General features: G+C 53.1%; 17 protein-coding genes and 2 pseudogenes. 9 read left to right on the forward strand and 10 right to left on the reverse strand.

Annotated features, from left to right (window positions below; all coding sequences use genetic code 11):
* Positions 1 to 97: 97 nt before the first annotated feature.
* Positions 98 to 775 carry a DUF6236 family protein gene (locus tag FHC51_RS00005; protein WP_220434628.1) on the forward strand — a complete coding sequence of 226 codons (678 nt, stop codon included), beginning with the start codon at positions 98 to 100 and terminating at the stop codon, positions 773 to 775.
* A gap of 219 nt (positions 776 to 994) precedes the next feature.
* Here FHC51_RS00005 and FHC51_RS00010 read toward each other — a convergent pair whose 3' ends face one another.
* The 6 genes and pseudogenes from FHC51_RS00010 to FHC51_RS00035 all read right to left on the reverse strand — a co-directional run.
* Complete coding sequence (locus tag FHC51_RS00010) at positions 995 to 3,526, reverse strand: tail fiber domain-containing protein (protein WP_255584711.1); 2,532 nt, start codon at positions 3,524 to 3,526, stop codon at positions 995 to 997.
* Positions 3,527 to 3,580: 54 nt separating this feature from the next.
* Complete coding sequence (locus FHC51_RS00015) at positions 3,581 to 6,676, reverse strand: host specificity factor TipJ family phage tail protein (RefSeq protein WP_220434629.1); 3,096 nt, start codon at positions 6,674 to 6,676, stop codon at positions 3,581 to 3,583.
* Complete coding sequence (locus FHC51_RS00020) at positions 6,673 to 7,053, reverse strand: CHAP domain-containing protein (RefSeq protein WP_089640293.1); 381 nt, start codon at positions 7,051 to 7,053, stop codon at positions 6,673 to 6,675. Before FHC51_RS00020 ends, FHC51_RS00015 begins: the two co-directional genes overlap by 4 nt.
* Before the next feature lie 9 nt (positions 7,054 to 7,062).
* Complete coding sequence (locus FHC51_RS00025; RefSeq protein WP_220434630.1) at positions 7,063 to 7,551, reverse strand: DUF1833 family protein; 489 nt, start codon at positions 7,549 to 7,551, stop codon at positions 7,063 to 7,065.
* Positions 7,548 to 8,009 carry a hypothetical protein gene (locus tag FHC51_RS00030; protein WP_220434631.1) on the reverse strand — a complete coding sequence of 154 codons (462 nt, stop codon included), beginning with the start codon at positions 8,007 to 8,009 and terminating at the stop codon, positions 7,548 to 7,550. The genes FHC51_RS00025 and FHC51_RS00030 overlap by 4 nt, the downstream gene beginning before the upstream one ends.
* An 84-nt stretch (positions 8,010 to 8,093) precedes the next feature.
* Positions 8,094 to 8,213 (reverse strand): annotated as a pseudogene (locus tag FHC51_RS00035) (IS5/IS1182 family transposase); the annotation flags it as partial.
* On the opposite strand from FHC51_RS00035, the pseudogene FHC51_RS00040 reads away from it, so the two are divergent.
* From FHC51_RS00040 to cydB, 7 genes and pseudogenes are all read left to right on the forward strand, one after another.
* Positions 8,209 to 8,304: pseudogene (locus FHC51_RS00040) on the forward strand (IS1 family transposase); the annotation flags it as partial. The pseudogenes FHC51_RS00035 and FHC51_RS00040 overlap by 5 nt on opposite strands.
* 227 nt (positions 8,305 to 8,531) lie before the next feature.
* Positions 8,532 to 8,717 (forward strand): general stress protein, encoded by a 186-nt coding sequence (locus tag FHC51_RS00045; protein WP_103180815.1) that lies wholly within the window; start codon positions 8,532 to 8,534, stop codon positions 8,715 to 8,717.
* A gap of 93 nt (positions 8,718 to 8,810) precedes the next feature.
* The gene (locus tag FHC51_RS00050; protein ID WP_103180816.1) at positions 8,811 to 9,305 is read left to right on the forward strand and encodes a ferritin-like domain-containing protein; all 495 of its coding nucleotides are present in this window, start codon (positions 8,811 to 8,813) and stop codon (positions 9,303 to 9,305) included.
* Between the two features lie 31 nt (positions 9,306 to 9,336).
* Complete coding sequence (locus FHC51_RS00055; RefSeq protein WP_103822602.1) at positions 9,337 to 9,843, forward strand: ferritin-like domain-containing protein; 507 nt, start codon at positions 9,337 to 9,339, stop codon at positions 9,841 to 9,843.
* Between the two features lie 15 nt (positions 9,844 to 9,858).
* Complete coding sequence (locus FHC51_RS00060; RefSeq protein WP_220434632.1) at positions 9,859 to 10,731, forward strand: manganese catalase family protein; 873 nt, start codon at positions 9,859 to 9,861, stop codon at positions 10,729 to 10,731.
* A gap of 74 nt (positions 10,732 to 10,805) precedes the next feature.
* Positions 10,806 to 12,209 carry a cytochrome ubiquinol oxidase subunit I gene (locus FHC51_RS00065; RefSeq protein WP_103822604.1) on the forward strand — a complete coding sequence of 468 codons (1,404 nt, stop codon included), beginning with the start codon at positions 10,806 to 10,808 and terminating at the stop codon, positions 12,207 to 12,209.
* The gene (gene cydB / locus FHC51_RS00070) at positions 12,209 to 13,219 is read left to right on the forward strand and encodes a cytochrome d ubiquinol oxidase subunit II (protein WP_220434633.1); all 1,011 of its coding nucleotides are present in this window, start codon (positions 12,209 to 12,211) and stop codon (positions 13,217 to 13,219) included. The genes FHC51_RS00065 and cydB overlap by 1 nt, the downstream gene beginning before the upstream one ends.
* A 148-nt stretch (positions 13,220 to 13,367) precedes the next feature.
* Here the strand turns inward: cydB and FHC51_RS00075 are convergent, their stop codons facing one another.
* From FHC51_RS00075 to FHC51_RS00090, 4 genes are read right to left on the reverse strand one after another with little or no spacing between them, the layout of a single operon-like run.
* Positions 13,368 to 14,354, reverse strand: coding sequence for an SDR family oxidoreductase (locus FHC51_RS00075; RefSeq protein ID WP_156240206.1), 987 nt, complete (start codon positions 14,352 to 14,354; stop codon positions 13,368 to 13,370).
* 10 nt (positions 14,355 to 14,364) lie between these two features.
* Positions 14,365 to 14,895: a 2-oxo-tetronate isomerase gene (locus FHC51_RS00080; RefSeq protein WP_114316964.1), complete on the reverse strand. Its 531-nt coding sequence runs from the start codon at positions 14,893 to 14,895 to the stop codon at positions 14,365 to 14,367.
* Positions 14,892 to 15,344 carry a DUF421 domain-containing protein gene (locus tag FHC51_RS00085; protein WP_103180823.1) on the reverse strand — a complete coding sequence of 151 codons (453 nt, stop codon included), beginning with the start codon at positions 15,342 to 15,344 and terminating at the stop codon, positions 14,892 to 14,894. The genes FHC51_RS00080 and FHC51_RS00085 overlap by 4 nt, the downstream gene beginning before the upstream one ends.
* Positions 15,345 to 15,353: 9 nt before the next feature.
* On the reverse strand, positions 15,354 to 15,860 hold the full coding sequence (locus FHC51_RS00090; protein ID WP_220434634.1) for a hypothetical protein: 507 nt from the start codon (positions 15,858 to 15,860) through the stop codon (positions 15,354 to 15,356).
* Positions 15,861 to 16,002: 142 nt separating this feature from the next.
* Between FHC51_RS00090 and FHC51_RS00095 the strand changes: the two genes are divergently transcribed.
* Positions 16,003 to 16,395 (forward strand): YdeI family stress tolerance OB fold protein, encoded by a 393-nt coding sequence (locus FHC51_RS00095; protein WP_220434635.1) that lies wholly within the window; start codon positions 16,003 to 16,005, stop codon positions 16,393 to 16,395.
* The last annotated feature ends 221 nt before the right edge of the window (positions 16,396 to 16,616 follow it).

The raw sequence follows: 16,616 nt of genomic DNA on the forward strand, positions 1-16,616 counted from the left end.
CGCACCACGCCTTCAGTAGCGGAGCAGGAAGGACATCTGATGGAAATGGAAGCCACGCAAGCACCTTAAAATCACCATCATACACTAAATCAGTAAGTTGGCAGCATTACCGGAAAAGATACTAATTGAACCGACCTTAATAGCAATTCAATCAGGTTCAATTGCACAAATGATGTATGATACACACATGGCTTTTATCGAAGAGGCTATGTCAATAAAAGAAATAAACTTTTCCGTGTATAATTTAGAGCGTACTTTTAAAAAAAGACGAGATGTAACAAATTTGAGCGGCGGAGAATCGCTTACTCTCGCAAATGCCTTGCCCATCCCGTCCAGGAACACCAATATTAACGAAGTTCTAGAATTTAAAGAAAAAAGGAAGGATAATTTAGGGCAGTTGATGGCTCATTTGAACACTATAGAACTTCAAATATCTCAAGCAGAGAACAAAGGCTATGCAGTTAAAAAGGCAATAAATGAAATAGATATCGCATGCAGAGATATTATCAGACTGCATAAAGAATCAGGTATTAAGTTTAATTTGTCAAATGCCAAATTTAATTTCTCTTTTAAAGAAATGTCAAAATATGCCGGGTCTGCCTATGGTGGCGCAGTGACAATTGGGCTACCTCATACAGCAGCAGTAATAGCCGGTATCGTATCTGGGATATCCACCATGGTTGAAATAAAAGACGCAATTTCATTGAAAAAAATCGACAAATCGAATCCATTCAATTTTGTTGGACAAATGAGCGTTGAGCTTAATAAGATCTAATTTTTATTGATGTGATTATTGCAATCAAGGGGATTGACAATAATCCCCAACCAAACCCAAAGAAATGAGTCACAATCACCACGAATAGCATCATCTCAGACTGTCCTGGTGATGGTTTATGCTTGTCTATTCTAATGTCCATAAAATCTCATATATTAATTTTCGTACAATTGCATTGCCGCTTGTGAGCCTTACACCAGCGGCAATAAGATTTTTAAGTTACTTTAGCCTATCTTCTATATTACTGATTCGCTGCGCAAGCCCGCGCATAAGAAATCGATCAAATTCCTGGTCACGCAACTGCCAGACAGAACCAGCCTCACGCACAAGCCTTATCTCACCAGTTCCCATGACCAAGCCATCATCCTGCTCAATTGTGACGGGTGCATATTCGTTCTCCCACTCATCGAAGCCTATGAAACCGTAATTCCGCCAGTCGAGCCCCTCCTCCTCCAGAACAGCCAACACTGCCTGAACCGTAGTCCCTGCGTGCAGGCGCTTACTGGCATCATCCAGCCATGTCCAGAAGCCAAGCATTTTTGCGATACGCATTGCTGCATTGAGTTCAGCCTGGTTGAAATCCCGGATAGGATCTTTAAGAGTGGCGTCAGATGTGGACTGAGTTCCACCCGCGAAGAAACCGACATTGTAGCGATTGGCTGCCCTGCCAAGGTTCTGTGTAGCGTCATTGACTGGATGCTGGGTCCCGTCCGTTTTAAACACATACAGGGGTGTTAATGACCCCGAGGAGGTGTTTCTTTGTGCGACGGTAAGATCGCCTATCGATGACGCCGTAAAGTCCGCGCCTGATAAGTTAGCGTTACGAATAGACAGAATGCTTTGCGGGCCAGCGGTTCTCGGCAGCATAGTTCCGTCTGGCTTAATTATCGTACTTTCCTCATTGTCGATATAAGCCGCCGTTGCGTTTCCGCTTACGCTACCCGAACCTGATAATACAATATCCCCGTGGGTCGCACTTACCCCATAACGACCATTGTTTGTCACACTGGCATTAGCGGCAGATATATATCCTTTATAAACAGCAACCAGTCCGTCTGTGCCATTCTGCGTAGATAATGAGCCTGTAAAAATAACAGTGCCTTTACCTGAAGCTGTTACACCGTTCAGTCTATTTAAATAACTCTTGCCGTTTTGTAGATTCAAGGCGCCAGGACCGCGCGCTTCCGCACCATTCGTTAAGTTGCCACATGCAACCCCGCTAGGTGCCCCTAGAAAACTATGGTTAAACGACCAGAAGCCATTTAGTCCATTACCGGAGCAAACTGAGCCGTTAGCCTGAATAGCACCGCTGACATCTGAAATCATTCCATCCTCGCCATTCCCTGAGCTGAGCATGAATTTACCGCGAATATGCGCCCCTTCAGCGTAGAGCCCACGCTTTCGATTAGAGCATGAGGAAATGAAGTTAGTAACTGCGCCAGATCGTTTTGAAGCCACGAAGCCCTGTTCACCAAATCCTACTATCGCCAAATCAGGTCCTAAAGCTATACATCCTGAAGCATCAAAAACATCATTAGAAGGGTCAGGAGTGTTGACAGTAATATCAGGTGTTGTCAGGGAGAATCCATGAGCCCCCTGGGTACCAGTGCCTGAAGCCAGGTCATAGTCGCCAACTACCGCCACAGAGTTTATAGTCCGAATACATCCGGCTCCAGCCGCCATAAACCCATCACAACCCGCATACTTCAAAATACTTTTCAGTATAACTACCGATCCGCCAGTAATCGTTGACGTCGGGAACGCAGACAAGTGGCAGGTGTTTTTCACGGTGACATTATTCCCAGATACCGCAGCCACAACCCATCCACCACAATGAATGTGATAGCCACCAGTGCCCGCGATATCATGGCGAATCATCACGACGTCGCCGACAGAAACATTCGAGGCATCTGCCAGAGAGATAGTGACCAGGTATGCCTTTGGACTGCCGCTAACACTCACCATCCCCGTTAGTGAAGTTGAATATTTAACGCCAGAAATAGACAGGTTATGGACATTTTGCGACCTGATTACCGTCTTTTCTGACAGGTTCACTGTTCCCACAGGTAGATTAATAGTCAGTGACCCGCGAAATTCTGCTCGTGAAAGCAATTTCAGCACAGAGGGAACCTGCGTCAGGGTTGGCGCGGCCGTATAATCGCCAGGGGGCACTATGATGGTGCCGCTTGTCGCTGCTACCGCCTCAATGATTGCTCCAGCAACATCACCGCCGGTCAGGTAATCGGCAATGCTGATCGACTCCAGCATTTTGTCGTGAACAGTTCTGGGGACCGAGTTACCTGACTGTTTAACACGGACCATTCGGTCCCCGTCGAAATCATCATCACTGAGTAAAGAAGCTCTGACCGAACCGTCGCCAACACCAACCCACTTACCTTTCCCCACCCCGCCCGTACTTTCAGGGGTAGATCCCGGCGGAACGACTTTGGGCTGTGACCAGTCTCCGTCCCAGCGGTAGTATTCTCCGTTGCTTTCGAGCTGCAGAATAGCGTTTGGGGTGTCGAGAGTAGTGCCCTTCTCAAATGACTTTTTCGGGATATAGCCATAATTACGCATCGAATTGAGAGCCATTGACTCTATGCCATACCAGGTATGGCGGCTTTTCCCCAATCGGTCCTGCCAGATCGCAGCGGTAATACTGTTAATGGCATTGTCAAAATTCTGCGCGTTATCGAATAAATCATACGGGCTGGTCGACCCCAGCGGATTCATCGTGGCGTGTATTGTCATGCTCGCTCCGGGCATAAAAAAACCCGCCGAGGCGGGTTAGAAGATTTTTGAGATTTAAGCGACATCGCCAGGGTAAGTGGCGTCATCGTACTGGTATTTACCGGGATGGTACTGAATTGCAGTTACACTGCTGGTACCGTCGCTGCCTGGAGATATTTCTCCGACAAGCGCGTCATACCCCACTCTGGAAGACGAGCAGAACAGCAGGCGCGGCGGCTCAACATATGGGCTGTCCATCTCCCATTCTTCTGGCGCCAGCTCGGCGTTGTACGCAATACGCAGGGTGTAATCATCGATGCGCGTAGGAACCAACAGCGTCGATGCCCTGCCATCCTGGTGGCGGATCACTACTCGCGGGTTTGGGAAGCTCCAGTCTGGTGGTTCGCTGAGGGTCAGCGTGATTGTGCTGCTGTCCCAACTCATGTCTGTTATAAGGCAACTTAACGTCTGGCTGCCAGGAATATCATCAGCCAGGATGATACGGTCCATAAATTGGTAGCAAAGCGCATCCATTTCAGTGCTGGTCGTGTGCTGCAGTCGCTGCAGGCGGTAACCCAGCAGGCGGCGCATGCCTATACGGTACGCCCGGTCCTTATCCACCACACCCTCCAGTTTGTAATCCTCCACCTTCACTGGCGTCGGATTCCCGGGCAACCGGCACTGAACAGTTTCTTCAGCCCATGTCGTGCCATTGATATAGGTGACATCGACCCCGTCGTAATCATCCTGACTCGGCGCCTTAAACGCGGTCTGCAGTTCTTCGGTAGTTTCCTGTGGGGTGATCATCCCCGTCCAGTTTTTCACCCCTTCACGCCCGGCGGACACCAGGCCATCTGACAGCAGGAAGTAACCCATCCCCGCCCCGGCGATGATCTTCAGCACTTCCAGTGCTGATTTACTGTCACCGGTTGCCCAGTCGAACGTCTCACCGCGGGGCGTCCAGTAGTTCTGCTCCAGCGTATCGATCGCTGCATGATCAATCTGTTCAGACTTAAAGCCGAGTGATTCGAGAACGTGGTACAGCGCCCCGCTGATCGTGCGTGAGGCATGCCCGCCATAAAGTCGGGTGGGAGTGACGTTTATACGCCGGTCTGACTGCGCAGCCAGGCGGTTACCGGTCCGGACAGTCAGCGCCATTGTCGTGATCCCTGGATAGCGACGCGGGCGAGACGACAACCTGGAGCGAAGCGCCTGCCAGAAAACCTGATCGCGCGTACTGCCGCCGGCTACCGGTTCCTTTCTTCTCATGCGGATTTCATACTGTCCTGCAGGAACGGTGAATGCCCGGGTAAACCCGATCTGATTTTCGGTTTTCCTCTTCCAGCTCAACACCTGTTCTGTCCATTCACCAGCAGTAGTCGCATCCCGATACTGGATGATGATCTCAACGGTCTTATTCTTCTTGTTCCCTTTATCGCTGTACTTAACCAGCCCGTTCTGAAAATTGAGGTTCACTTCAAACCGGGTTGTGGTTTCGCCATCAGGACAAACGAGGAACGGGCCTACCCAGTCATAGTCATCATTTACCCCGGTAATACTGGCATCCAGCAAGGTTCGGTCAGTAAATCCGGGCCATGTGCTGTCAACGGTCACTACTTCAACTGTGGCAGGAGGGATCCCCTGCTGCACCTGGGAGATTAAAACGCGCTCGACAGTAATGGTCTGGCTGTCCACGTCAGTAATCCGGTACTTGTTGTCGGCGTAACCAATTGAGATGCGCTGCGTACCCGCCGGGATCCCCGTGAACGGCTTGCCAGTAGCGCTGTTGTAGGCGAGCGTTATGTGGGCGCGAACTTCAGGTGTTCCGCCAGACGATTTAACGCCCGGTGTGCTGACGGGCGCATCCCCAAACGCTGACTGAGGCAGGGTGCTGTGGGTAATCGTATCGCCTGAGAAGGGACTGGAAGATTCAGCGATTTCAACTCGACCCGAGTTGTCGCGCGCGATCAACCCGGAGCCTGTCAGCTGGGACGTTATAGTTGAAACCAGCCCGCTCATGGTCACATAGTTTGTCAGCAGCGACACCGGCCACGTTGTTCCCTGCCACGTAATATTGAATGTCACCGGCGCTGTGGAGTAATCGTAAACCGAAGGGGCCGCGCTGGCCAGAACACTTGCCGCCGATCCACCAACGCCTGGAACAGCAGCAACCCCTGGGGTGTAACTCGCTATTACGAGGTCATAATCAGTATTGTTGAAGCCCAGATTAACTGGCATGCCCACCACCGGGGACAGCTCGTCCATTTCACCGTAAATAACGTTGTAACCGCCCGAGTTCGTGACGCTCCACGAGGCAGGGGCCTCAATGGTAATAATTGTGCCTGCAGCCCATGATTCCGGTACGTCTGCATCTTCATCGCTGCTACCCGTTGATATGAGCGTAACGGTGTTGCCACTGACCAGCACCGCGTCCGCGCTAACACCGATAGTTTGTGGACCGCTCGAGCCCAGATCCAGACCAGCGGTGCCTGATGTGGTATTGCCAACTTCGCCGGAGTTATACCAGTTCTCTGTCCGGCTGTCGGAAGAAACGTCCGCGCCGGGTGGATAGATGGTGTAAGTCACATCATCACCGAAGGCAGAGATCGGTGTATTACCTATCCTTATATCGGATTTAGGTAGAGAGACACTTCCAACACCAACAGCGACAAACATGCTGGTAACGAAGCTGGTTTCGCCAACGAAGCGGCTGACCGGCTGCATGACATAATCCGGCCAGACGCGGTACCGGCCAAAGATTTCCCGTACCGGGTCGCCAAGCTTCGCCATGTTGGCTTTGGCTGGGTTGAGATCGAGCTGGTCACCGCTGCCTGGCTGGCTGGCGGCCCCCGTCTGCATCGTGCTCATCATGTAAAGGGAGTACGCCGCTGACGCGACGGCCACGCTGACGGCAACCCACAGCGCAATTTCCGCTCCGGTACCATATGGTACCGGATACATACGCACATCACTGTCAGGCCGAATGGTGCACAGTGACCAATCGGCTGGCGGAACCGGAACACCGGCAATTTCCACCGCGATTGGGTGCTGTTGTTCTGGCGTCCATCCCTCAACGTTCTGTGCAAACCAGGCGATGAGGGTCATCGTTTCGTGTTCGTGCTTTTCCAGCGGTTCGCCGGGTAACCGGGAGGGGTAGATGCGGATCGTCACTGGTAATACTCCACGCGGACAAAGCGGCGCGCAAATCGCGCCAGCGGCAGGAAGGTCACATTAGTGCGCGGATTGCACTCAGCTGCATGCAGCGCGCCGTCAATCTCCACAACGATCGCGACATGCGTCACCACAGATCCTGAATAGCAGGCAATGCCCGCGCCCGGCACAGGCTCGCAACGCTGCAGGGCGGTCATCAGCCCGCGCGCCTCCCGGTCAAGGCCGTTATCGTCCCTAGTGACCCCGGCGAATTCAGGCCACGGAGCCAGGGCCAGATCGCGCCGGATTTCGTTAACGATGCCAAAGCAGTCGAGCGCGGGGAAAACGCGGCCGCCCTTCCGCCACTCGACAGAACGGTATTTATCGGGATTGAACATGATGATTTCCTACTGCAGGTAACGTAATCCGGGGAACAGTGGCAACGTATAGCGAAATCTCGGCCACGAGGTATCGAGGATATTCATATAGCCAGCGGTGATCTGCACTTCTGTGGCCGTCCAGTAACCTTCCTTTATCGTCAGGGTGAATGGCGGGGCTGCAGGTGCAGACAGGTCAGAAGAAACATACCGGCGGAACGTCAGGGAAGCACTGGAAAGGTTATCAAGAGCGTTGCGGATTGCAGTCGAAACCACGCCGTCGATATTGCTGATGGCAAATTTAAGATCCTGCGTACCATCTGAGTTGCGCGCCGGCAGCGACACGTCGATTGCAGAGCCGATAAACGTCGCCTTGTCACCCGTTTCAAGCGTGACCGTGATGTCTTCCCAGCCGCGGGTTAGCCAGTAACTCTGGCCACCAACGGTTATCTGCAGCGTATCCAGAATGACTTCTTCACCGCCGGATGCGTAAAGCCGGTTGAGAACTGCGCTGGTCATGCTTCGGGCCACTCCTTATTCAGTGCCAGATCGATAATATCCGACCCCGCCACCAACTCAGGAAATAAACCCCAGCCAGGCGGCAGTATTGGTCGCTCCCACAATTCCAGCGTTGCGGTAAACTGCCAGAATTTACCGCTCGCCAAAATTGGACCCTGATAAATATCTACAAAACGACACTTATAAGGCTGAATCCCCAAAGGGGTTTTAAGGCGCATATAAAACCAAGCCACACCATCGGTAAGAGCGTCCCGAAACCATGCCTCAAATAACTGGGCTTCATTATCTTTCTTAAATGACCATTTCACGCTCGCTTGAGTAGGAACAGAGCTATAAATGCGGCGTTGCCTGGAACGGCCGGAGGTTAATTTGGTACGAAGAAAAGGACTTATTGGCTCAAGCCCAAAACCATCTTTTAATGGGATTGGTAATTCCTTGGGATAGAAAATATCAGCCATTATCGAGCCTTCCTTTTTGCGTACATAACATTAACCGCGTCATGAACTTTCCCCTGCCCTTTCGACAAGCTATTTACGACCATATTAGGCTTTGTACGAAAAGTATTGCCGCATGCAACGTAGGCTGCAGGCCAAGGTGACCATGGCTGCAAAGCTCTTGGCCAGCTTGTCATAGCGAGTGCCGATCCTGCGATTTTCTGCAAGGCTGGGACGGAAGTCACTGTCGTTCTCAAAATCGGTGGAGCTGCATGACAAGGTCATCGGGCATTATCTGAACATAAAACACTATCAGTAAGTTGGAGTCATTACCCGGAAGGTCGTTTGTTTACATTACCTTGGCGAAACTTATTTGTGAAACAAGCGGAGCGATATATTCAGTTAAATCTTAAAACATAAGATAATTTATTTTCAAAACCACATTTGACTCTTCGGAAATAGGGGCTAAATTTAATCCTGAACGACAACGGATACGAATAAAAACGTATCTTACTGACATAAACGATGTAAATGAGGAAACATAATATGGCAGAGCAACGTGGTGGTTCAGGTAATTTCGCACAGGATCGTGAAAAAGCCTCTGAAGCAGGGAAAAAAGGCGGTCAGCAGAGCGGTGGTAATTTCAAAAACGATCCGCAGCGCGCTTCCGAAGCAGGTAAAAAGGGCGGTCAGCATAGCCATGGTGGCGGACGCAAGTCTGACAACTCTTAATTCATCTCATTATTAAAGCCTGTTCTTCACTTTAATGGGTAACCTCTGCGGGTCCGCGGGCTCGCAGAATTTTTATAGCACTGGAGAGAAAGTATGAATATGAAAAGTATAGAGGATGTATTTATTCATTTGTTATCCGATACCTATAGTGCAGAAAAACAGCTTACTCGTGCGCTGGCTAAATTATCCCGCGAAGCCGCCAGCCCTGATCTGAGCGCTGCGTTTAAAGCGCACCTGGAAGAAACCCATGGCCAGATTGAGCGTATCGATCAGCTCATTGAGAAAACGCCAAATATTAAATTGAAAAGAATGAAATGCGTGGCGATGGAAGGGTTAATTGAAGAAGCCAATGAAGTCCTTGAAAGCACAGAAAAAAATGAAGTCCGCGATGCAGCATTAATCGCTGCGGCGCAAAAAGTCGAACACTATGAAATTGCCAGCTACGGCACGCTCGCTACTTTGGCGGAGCAATTAGGGTATACCCAGGCAGTCAAATTATTAGCCGAGACGCTGGAAGAAGAGAAATCCACCGATCTTAAACTGACCGATTTGGCAGTCGGTAATATTAATCAGAAAGCAGAAAAGTAAGCCTGAAATAACCGAACCCGAGGACGAAAATATGAATCACGTAGAACACTACCATGACTGGCTACGCGATGCTCACGCCATGGAAAAGCAAGCGGAATCCATGCTCGAATCAATGGCGAGCCGTATCGATAATTATCCTGATGTCCGCGCCCGTATTGAGCAGCATCTTACTGAAACCAAACAGCAAATAAATGTCCTGGAAGAGATCCTCGACCGTAACGATATTTCCCGCTCAATGTTGAAAGACTCCATGAGCAAAATGATGGCGTTCGGGCAGTCTGTCGGCGGCATTATGACCTCGGATGAAATCGTAAAAGGCTCTATTAGCGGCTACGTTTTCGAGCAGTTCGAAATCGCCTGCTATACCTCCCTGCTGGCCGCAGCGCGAAAAGCTGGAGACGTGGCATCGATTCCTGCGATTGAATCGATCCTCGCGGAAGAGCAGCGCATGGCCGACTGGCTGATCCAGCATATTCCTGACACGACTGAGCAGTTCCTGCTGCGTTCAGATGCCGACGGTGTCGAAGCGAAAAAATAACCAGGGAGTGAGCGTATGTTTCGACACGTAAAACAATTGCAGTATACCGTCCGCGTTGCCGAGCCGAATCCCGGCCTGGCAAACCTGCTGCTTGAACAGTTTGGCGGCCCTCAGGGCGAGCTGGCGGCCGCCTGCCGTTACTTCACCCAGGGGCTGGGCGATGATGATGCAGGCCGCAGAGAGATGCTGATGGATATCGCGACCGAAGAGCTCAGCCACCTTGAGATCATCGGTACGCTGGTAGGCATGCTGAACAAAGGCGCCAAAGGCGAACTAGCAGAAGGCACCGAAAGCGAAGCGGAACTCTACCGCTCCCTGACGCAAAACGGTAACGACAGCCATATCACCTCCCTGCTGTACGGCGGTGGGCCACCGCTGACCAACTCTGCAGGCGTGCCATGGACTGCGGCGTATATCGACACCATCGGGGAAGCCACCGCCGATTTGCGCTCCAACATCGCGGCGGAAGCGCGTGCCAAGATCATCTATGAACGCCTGATCAACGTCACTGACGATCCGGGGGTAAAAGATGCCCTTGCGTTCCTGATGACCCGTGAAGCCGCACACCAGCTCTCGTTTGAGAAGGCGTTGCAGTCGATTCGCAATAATTTCCCACCAGGGAAACTACCGCCAATCGAACAATACGCAACCACCTACTACAATATGTCTGCAGGTGATGATCTTCGCGGCAGCTGGAACAGCGATGAAAACTTTGAGTACGTTGCCGATCCACAACCCGCCGTTGATGGCGGCGATGGCAGCGCCGAGGTTACGTTCACGAAAGAGCAGGCCGCACTACTCAAAGCGATGGCGAGCCGCACCGAGTCGGATCCAACAGCCGATCCGCTCACTGGCGCTGAGCTGGGTGCCGGTAAAAATAAACCGTAACCCCGCCCGCAACAACAGCCGTACCACGATGCCCCGTTCTATACGGGGCTTTTCGCTGACAGGGGAAGAGTACGATGTTCGAACTCGATGCGTTTTATCTCGCCAGGCTTCAGTTTGCCTTCACTGTCTCATTTCATATTATCTTCCCGGCGTTAACCATCGGCCTTGCCAGCTATCTGGTGGTACTGGAGGGGATGTGGCTGAGAACGAAAAATGATGTCTGGCGCTCGCTCTATCATTTCTGGTTAAAAATCTTCGCCGTTAACTTCGGCATGGGCGTGGTCTCCGGGCTGGTGATGGCTTACCAGTTTGGCACCAACTGGAGTGGCTTTTCGCAGTTTGCCGGCAGCATCACCGGCCCGCTGCTCACCTATGAAGTGCTCACCGCCTTCTTCCTCGAAGCGGGTTTCCTTGGGGTCATGCTGTTTGGCTGGAACAAGGTTGGGCCTGGCCTGCACTTCTTTGCCACCTGTATGGTGGCGCTGGGGACGCTGATGTCCACCTTCTGGATCCTCGCCTCCAACAGCTGGATGCACACGCCCCAGGGCTTTAGCATCGAGAACGGCCAGGTCATCCCCGAGGACTGGTTCGCCATCATCTTTAACCCCTCTTTCCCGTATCGTCTGATCCACATGTCCATCGCCGCCTTCCTGAGCAGCGCCCTGTTTGTTGGCGCCTCCGGCGCCTGGCATCTGCTGCGCGGTAACGACAGCCCGGCGGTGCGCAAAATGTTCTCAATGGCGCTGTGGATGGCGCTGCTGGTGGCACCGATTCAGGCCTTTGTCGGGGATATGCACGGCCTGAACACCCTCGAACACCAGCCGGCAAAAATTGCCGCCATCGAAGGTCACTGGGAAAATCCCCCTGGCGAAGCGACGCCGCTGCTGCTGTTTGGTGTGCCCGATATGGAAGAGGAGCGCACCAAGTATGGGCTGGAGATCCCGGCGCTTGGCAGCCTGATCCTCACCCACAGCCTGGATAAGCAGGTCCCGGCGCTGAAAGATTTCCCGAAAGATGAGCGCCCTAACTCGCTCATCGTCTTCTGGTCGTTCCGCGTGATGGTGGGCCTGGGGCTGCTGATGATCCTGATGGGGGTTATCAGCCTTTGGTTGCGCCATCGCCGTCGGCTCTATCACTCTCGCCCGTTCCACCGCTTTGCCCTGAGTATGGGGCCAGCGGGTGTAGTCGCGATCCTCGCCGGCTGGGTCACGACCGAGGTGGGCCGCCAGCCGTGGGTCGTATATGGCTATCTGCGCACCATTGATGCGGTGTCGCTGCACAGCACCCTGCAAATGAGCATCAGCCTGCTGGCGTTTATCGTTGTTTACTGCTCGGTATTTGGCGTGGGGTTAGTCTATCTGGTGCGGTTAATTAAGAAGGGGCCGCAGCCTACCGATAATCTCTCGATGAAGACCGACGGCAGACCCGCACGCCCGCTCTCGGCGGCAGAACCGGTTCCGGAAGAGGAGAAACTGTAATGGGCGTCGATATCTCAGTTATCTGGTTTGCCATCATCGTTTTCGCCACCCTGATGTACATCATCATGGATGGCTTCGATTTAGGTATCGGCATGCTCTTCTACTTTGAGCGCGACCCGCAGGCGCGCGACGTGATGGTAAACAGCGTCGCCCCGGTATGGGACGGAAACGAAACCTGGCTGGTGCTGGGAGGAGCCGGGCTGTTTGGCGCCTTTCCGCTGGCCTATGCGGTGGTTATCGACGCCCTTACCATCCCGCTGACCGCGATGCTGATCGGGCTCATCTTCCGCGGGGTGGCGTTTGAGTTTCGTTTTAAGGCCACGTCGTCGCATCGCGCTTTCTGGGACTACTCCTTCGCCGGGGGCTCGCTGCTGGCGACCTTCAGCCAGGGGATTGTCGTCGGGGCGATGATTAACGGCTTTGACGTTGAAGGCCGCCGCTTCGCGGGTTCGTCGCTGGACTGGCTGACCCCCTTTAACCTCTTCTGCGGTCTGGGGCTGATGGTGGCCTATACCCTGCTGGGCACCACCTGGCTGATTATGAAAAGCGAAGGGGCATTACAGCGCCATATGCGGGATTTGACCCGCAAGGTGCTGCTGGCGCTGTTGGCGGTAGTGGCGGTGGTAAGCGTCTGGACCCCGCTCGGCTGGCAATATGTGGCCGACCGCTGGTTCACGTTGCCGAACTTCTTCTACTTCCTGCCGGTGCCGCTGCTGGTGGGGATCTTCGGTCTGTGGATCTGGCGACTCACCCGCGATCCGCACAGCCATACCCGGCCCTTCCTGCTGACCCTCGGGCTGATCTTCCTTGGCTTTAGCGGGCTCGGCATCAGCCTGTGGCCCAACATTATCCCGCCACGCATCACCATCTGGGACGCCGCCGCGCCGCCGTCCAGCCAGCTCTTTATGCTGGTGGGCACGCTGCTGATCATCCCGTTGATTCTGGTCTATACCGCCTGGAGCTACTACGTGTTTCGCGGCAAGGTGACTGACACCGAGGGCTACCATTAAGCGCGGCAGCATTGCCGGGTGGCGCTGACGCTTACCCGGCCTACAAATCACCCCCAGGCCCGGCAAGCATTGCGCCGCCGGGCGGTGCGCAATAAAAAGCCGGGTGGCGGCTTTGCCTTACCCGGCCTACAAAACGATACTGCTTACCCTATTTCCGTCGGGCGATCAGTTTCCCCACCAGCAGCAATCCCGCCAGCGCAGCGCTACCCAGCAGTACTTTCCCCGGCACGCCGGAGGTGATGGCCGTCGCCCGGGTTCTCGACTCGTCCGAAAAGCGCCCATGGACCTGATGCATCCCCCTGACCGGCCCGGAAAGATAATCCTGCCGCTCGGGGACGTTGAGTTCGTTGGTCATCTGCCCTTCCCACGCCTTTTTCACCATCATGCGATCCAGCAGGCCGGGGAAGAGAAACTGGCCGATAATCGCCTGCATGGTGCTGCGCCCGACCCACAGCTCCCGCACCGGGCGGCGGGTCACGTTGAAAATCGCCTCGGCGGCCACCTCCGGCTCGTAGACCGGCCCGATGGGGCGCATGGCGAAGGCAAACTTATTGCGCGCCCAGCTAAACTGCGGCGTGTTAAGGCCCGGCATCTGCACCATCGACAGCTGGATATTGATACGCTCGTGGATAAGCTCGGTGCGTACCGCGTCGGTAAAGCCGCGGATCGCCGCTTTCGCGCCGCAGTAGGCGGACTGGAGCGGGATGGAGCGGTAAGCCAGCGCAGAGCCCACCTGAATAATCTGTCCGGCATCGCGCGGGGTCATCACGGACAATGCCGCCCGGGTGCCGTTAACGTAGCCCAGGTAGGTTACGTCCGTGACCCGGCGAAACTCCTCATCGCTCAGGGCGCGAAACGGCGCCAGCACCCCGCACATGGCGTTGTTGATCCATACGTCAATTGCGCCGAGCTGCGTCTCGAACGCGTTGGCCGCTGCCATGATGGCCGACGCATCCGTCACATCGGCGTTCACCGTATGACACTTCACGCCGAAGCGTTCAATTTCGGCCCGCGCCGCCTCAAGGCTGGGGTCATCCCGGGCGATAATCCCCACGTGATAGCCCGCCTCTGCAAAACGCAGCGCCGTGGCTTTGCCCACGCCTGCCGTCGCTCCGGTGATCACCACAACGCTCATCATGCTCTCCTTAATGCAGTTGCTTTTTCCAGTGCGGGATCTGCCGCAACAGTTCCGAAAGCGCGTAGCGAACCGATTTCTCAATCACATCTTCGCACTCGCCGGTGAAGTGCTGCACGGCGGTAGTGACCTCACCGCGAAAAGACCAGCCAAACCAGACGGTGCCTGCTGGGGTGCCATCCTCACCGCCGTCCGGCCCGGCATAACCGCTGATGGCAATGCTGATATCCGCGTCGGCAAGCTCCAGTGCGCCCTGCGCCATCTCGCCCACCGTCTGGCTGCTGACGGCGGTGTACTTTTCCAGGGTGGCATTGTTGACACCCAGCACCTTGTGTTTGGCTTCGTTGTTAAAGGTGACCACGCCGGTACCAAAGAACGAGGCGGTATCCTTCTCGGCGCAGAGCGCAGAGGCCAGGTTGCCGCCGGTGCAGGATTCTGCGGTAGTGAGCAGCCAGCCCAGATCGATCAGGACAGTTGATACCTGGCGGGTGAGTTCTTTGGTGGTTTTGGCCTGGTTCCAGACATTTTCATTTTCTTTCATGATGCACTCTCTTCAGGAATAATCGAAATATGACCATTACGTTCAAGTATGGCGTATTTAATTTCTTCCAGAGTGGTTATGCCGTGATTTTGCCGGGCAGAGACCAGAATGTCGTCGCAGGAGACATCGACTTTCTTTAATTTTTCGTTTTGCAGTTCACCGTGCACCACCAGAATAACCGGGGAGCCGTCGATGGCCGATTCCGCACCGGATATATATTTTTTCACCATGCCAAACAGCATATCCACCACCACCAGCGTAATAATGGTGAGCATGGCGCCGGTTACGGAAAAATCATCCCCCAGCAGCGCCTGTTGCGTGGCCTCACTAATAATTAATAACAGGATCAGATCGAAGCTGGTCATTTGCAGCAGCGCCCGCCTGCCGGCGATTTTAAATACCACCAGCAAAATCAGATAAATCGCCACCGCCCTGAGTATCATTTCCATGTTGGTGCCTTAGGGATAGATAAATTGCCAGAAAGAGAGGCCCGGTTGATTATTTACCGTGACAGAGAGGTCGGTTTTGCCGGGGCGTTGTGGGGTGGTATAGAGCCAGACGGTTAAATCTTTGCGCGGTTCCTGATAAACCAGCACGATCTCTCCGCCCTCGCTGTACATTTCATCGGGCTGTGGCCAGATATTATCGGTTTGCATCCGTTCCATATATTCGCCGCCAATGCGCAGCGTCAGCGGCGTAGTACTCTGTTCTGGCACGCTAATTTTCAACTCAATCGGCGTTTGCAAGCGTCCAAAACGTTCATACTCCACCTGCAGATTGCCCGGAGCGTTAGTTTTTGTCGCTTCGCTAAAATAGCCGCCAGAAAAAAGCCCTAACAGCGCAGCGACGATAATGAGTATTAACAGAACAAAACCGAAGCGGTGCGCATCGTATTCAAACTGCAGGGCAGCATGACTCTGTTTGACACCGGGCAATTCAGGGGGATTTCCTTTGGCTTTTGCCATATATCACCGCACCGTCTCGTTAATTAATATTATGCAGCCAGATGATTATTATAGATAAATTTGATTAAGACTGTTCTTGTTTGCAAATTAAAAAATAGCAACCAGGCTTAATCTGTCAAGCAGGCTAAACCAAGGAGGTCGTATGAAATTATCCGTCGCACCCTTATTGTGTTGTCTTATAATTCCGGCCGCGTATGCCGATGATAATGGTGGACTAAAGAAAGATACTGCTCCTCCTCCACCGCACGCGCTGGATGATGGTTATCGTGGGGCGGAAGATGCCCGCATCATGACTGTGGAGCAGGCCAAAGAGATGCACGATGGGGCTACGATCTCCCTGCGCGGTAATCTCATTGAAGGTTCCGGCGGCGATAAATTTAAATTCCGCGATAAAACCGGCACTATTGATACGGTGATCCCCCAGGCGGTATTTGATGGCCGTACCGTCCAGCCCGATAATATGATCAGCATTAACGGTAGTCTGGATAAAAAATCAAATCCAGCGGTGGTCCGTGTCGACCGTATTCAGAAATAGTGAAAATTTCACTTAAGTTTCTCGTGGATATTTCCGGATATCCATGAGAACCCTGCGGAATATATTCTCTAAGCCTTAACCTACCAGATTTAAGGAGCCAAAAACTCGGATAATTCCGGGCTTTAGGATTAATCCCCCTTTCCTTCCCCTCGCAATACTTAAACAATTTTACACAAATTCACATTGCCTTCTTTATTGCTTACACAGCACGGATTCGCCGA

Source organism: Leclercia sp. EC_58 (assembly GCF_019584355.1).
Taxonomy (GTDB): Bacteria; Pseudomonadota; Gammaproteobacteria; order Enterobacterales; family Enterobacteriaceae; genus Enterobacter.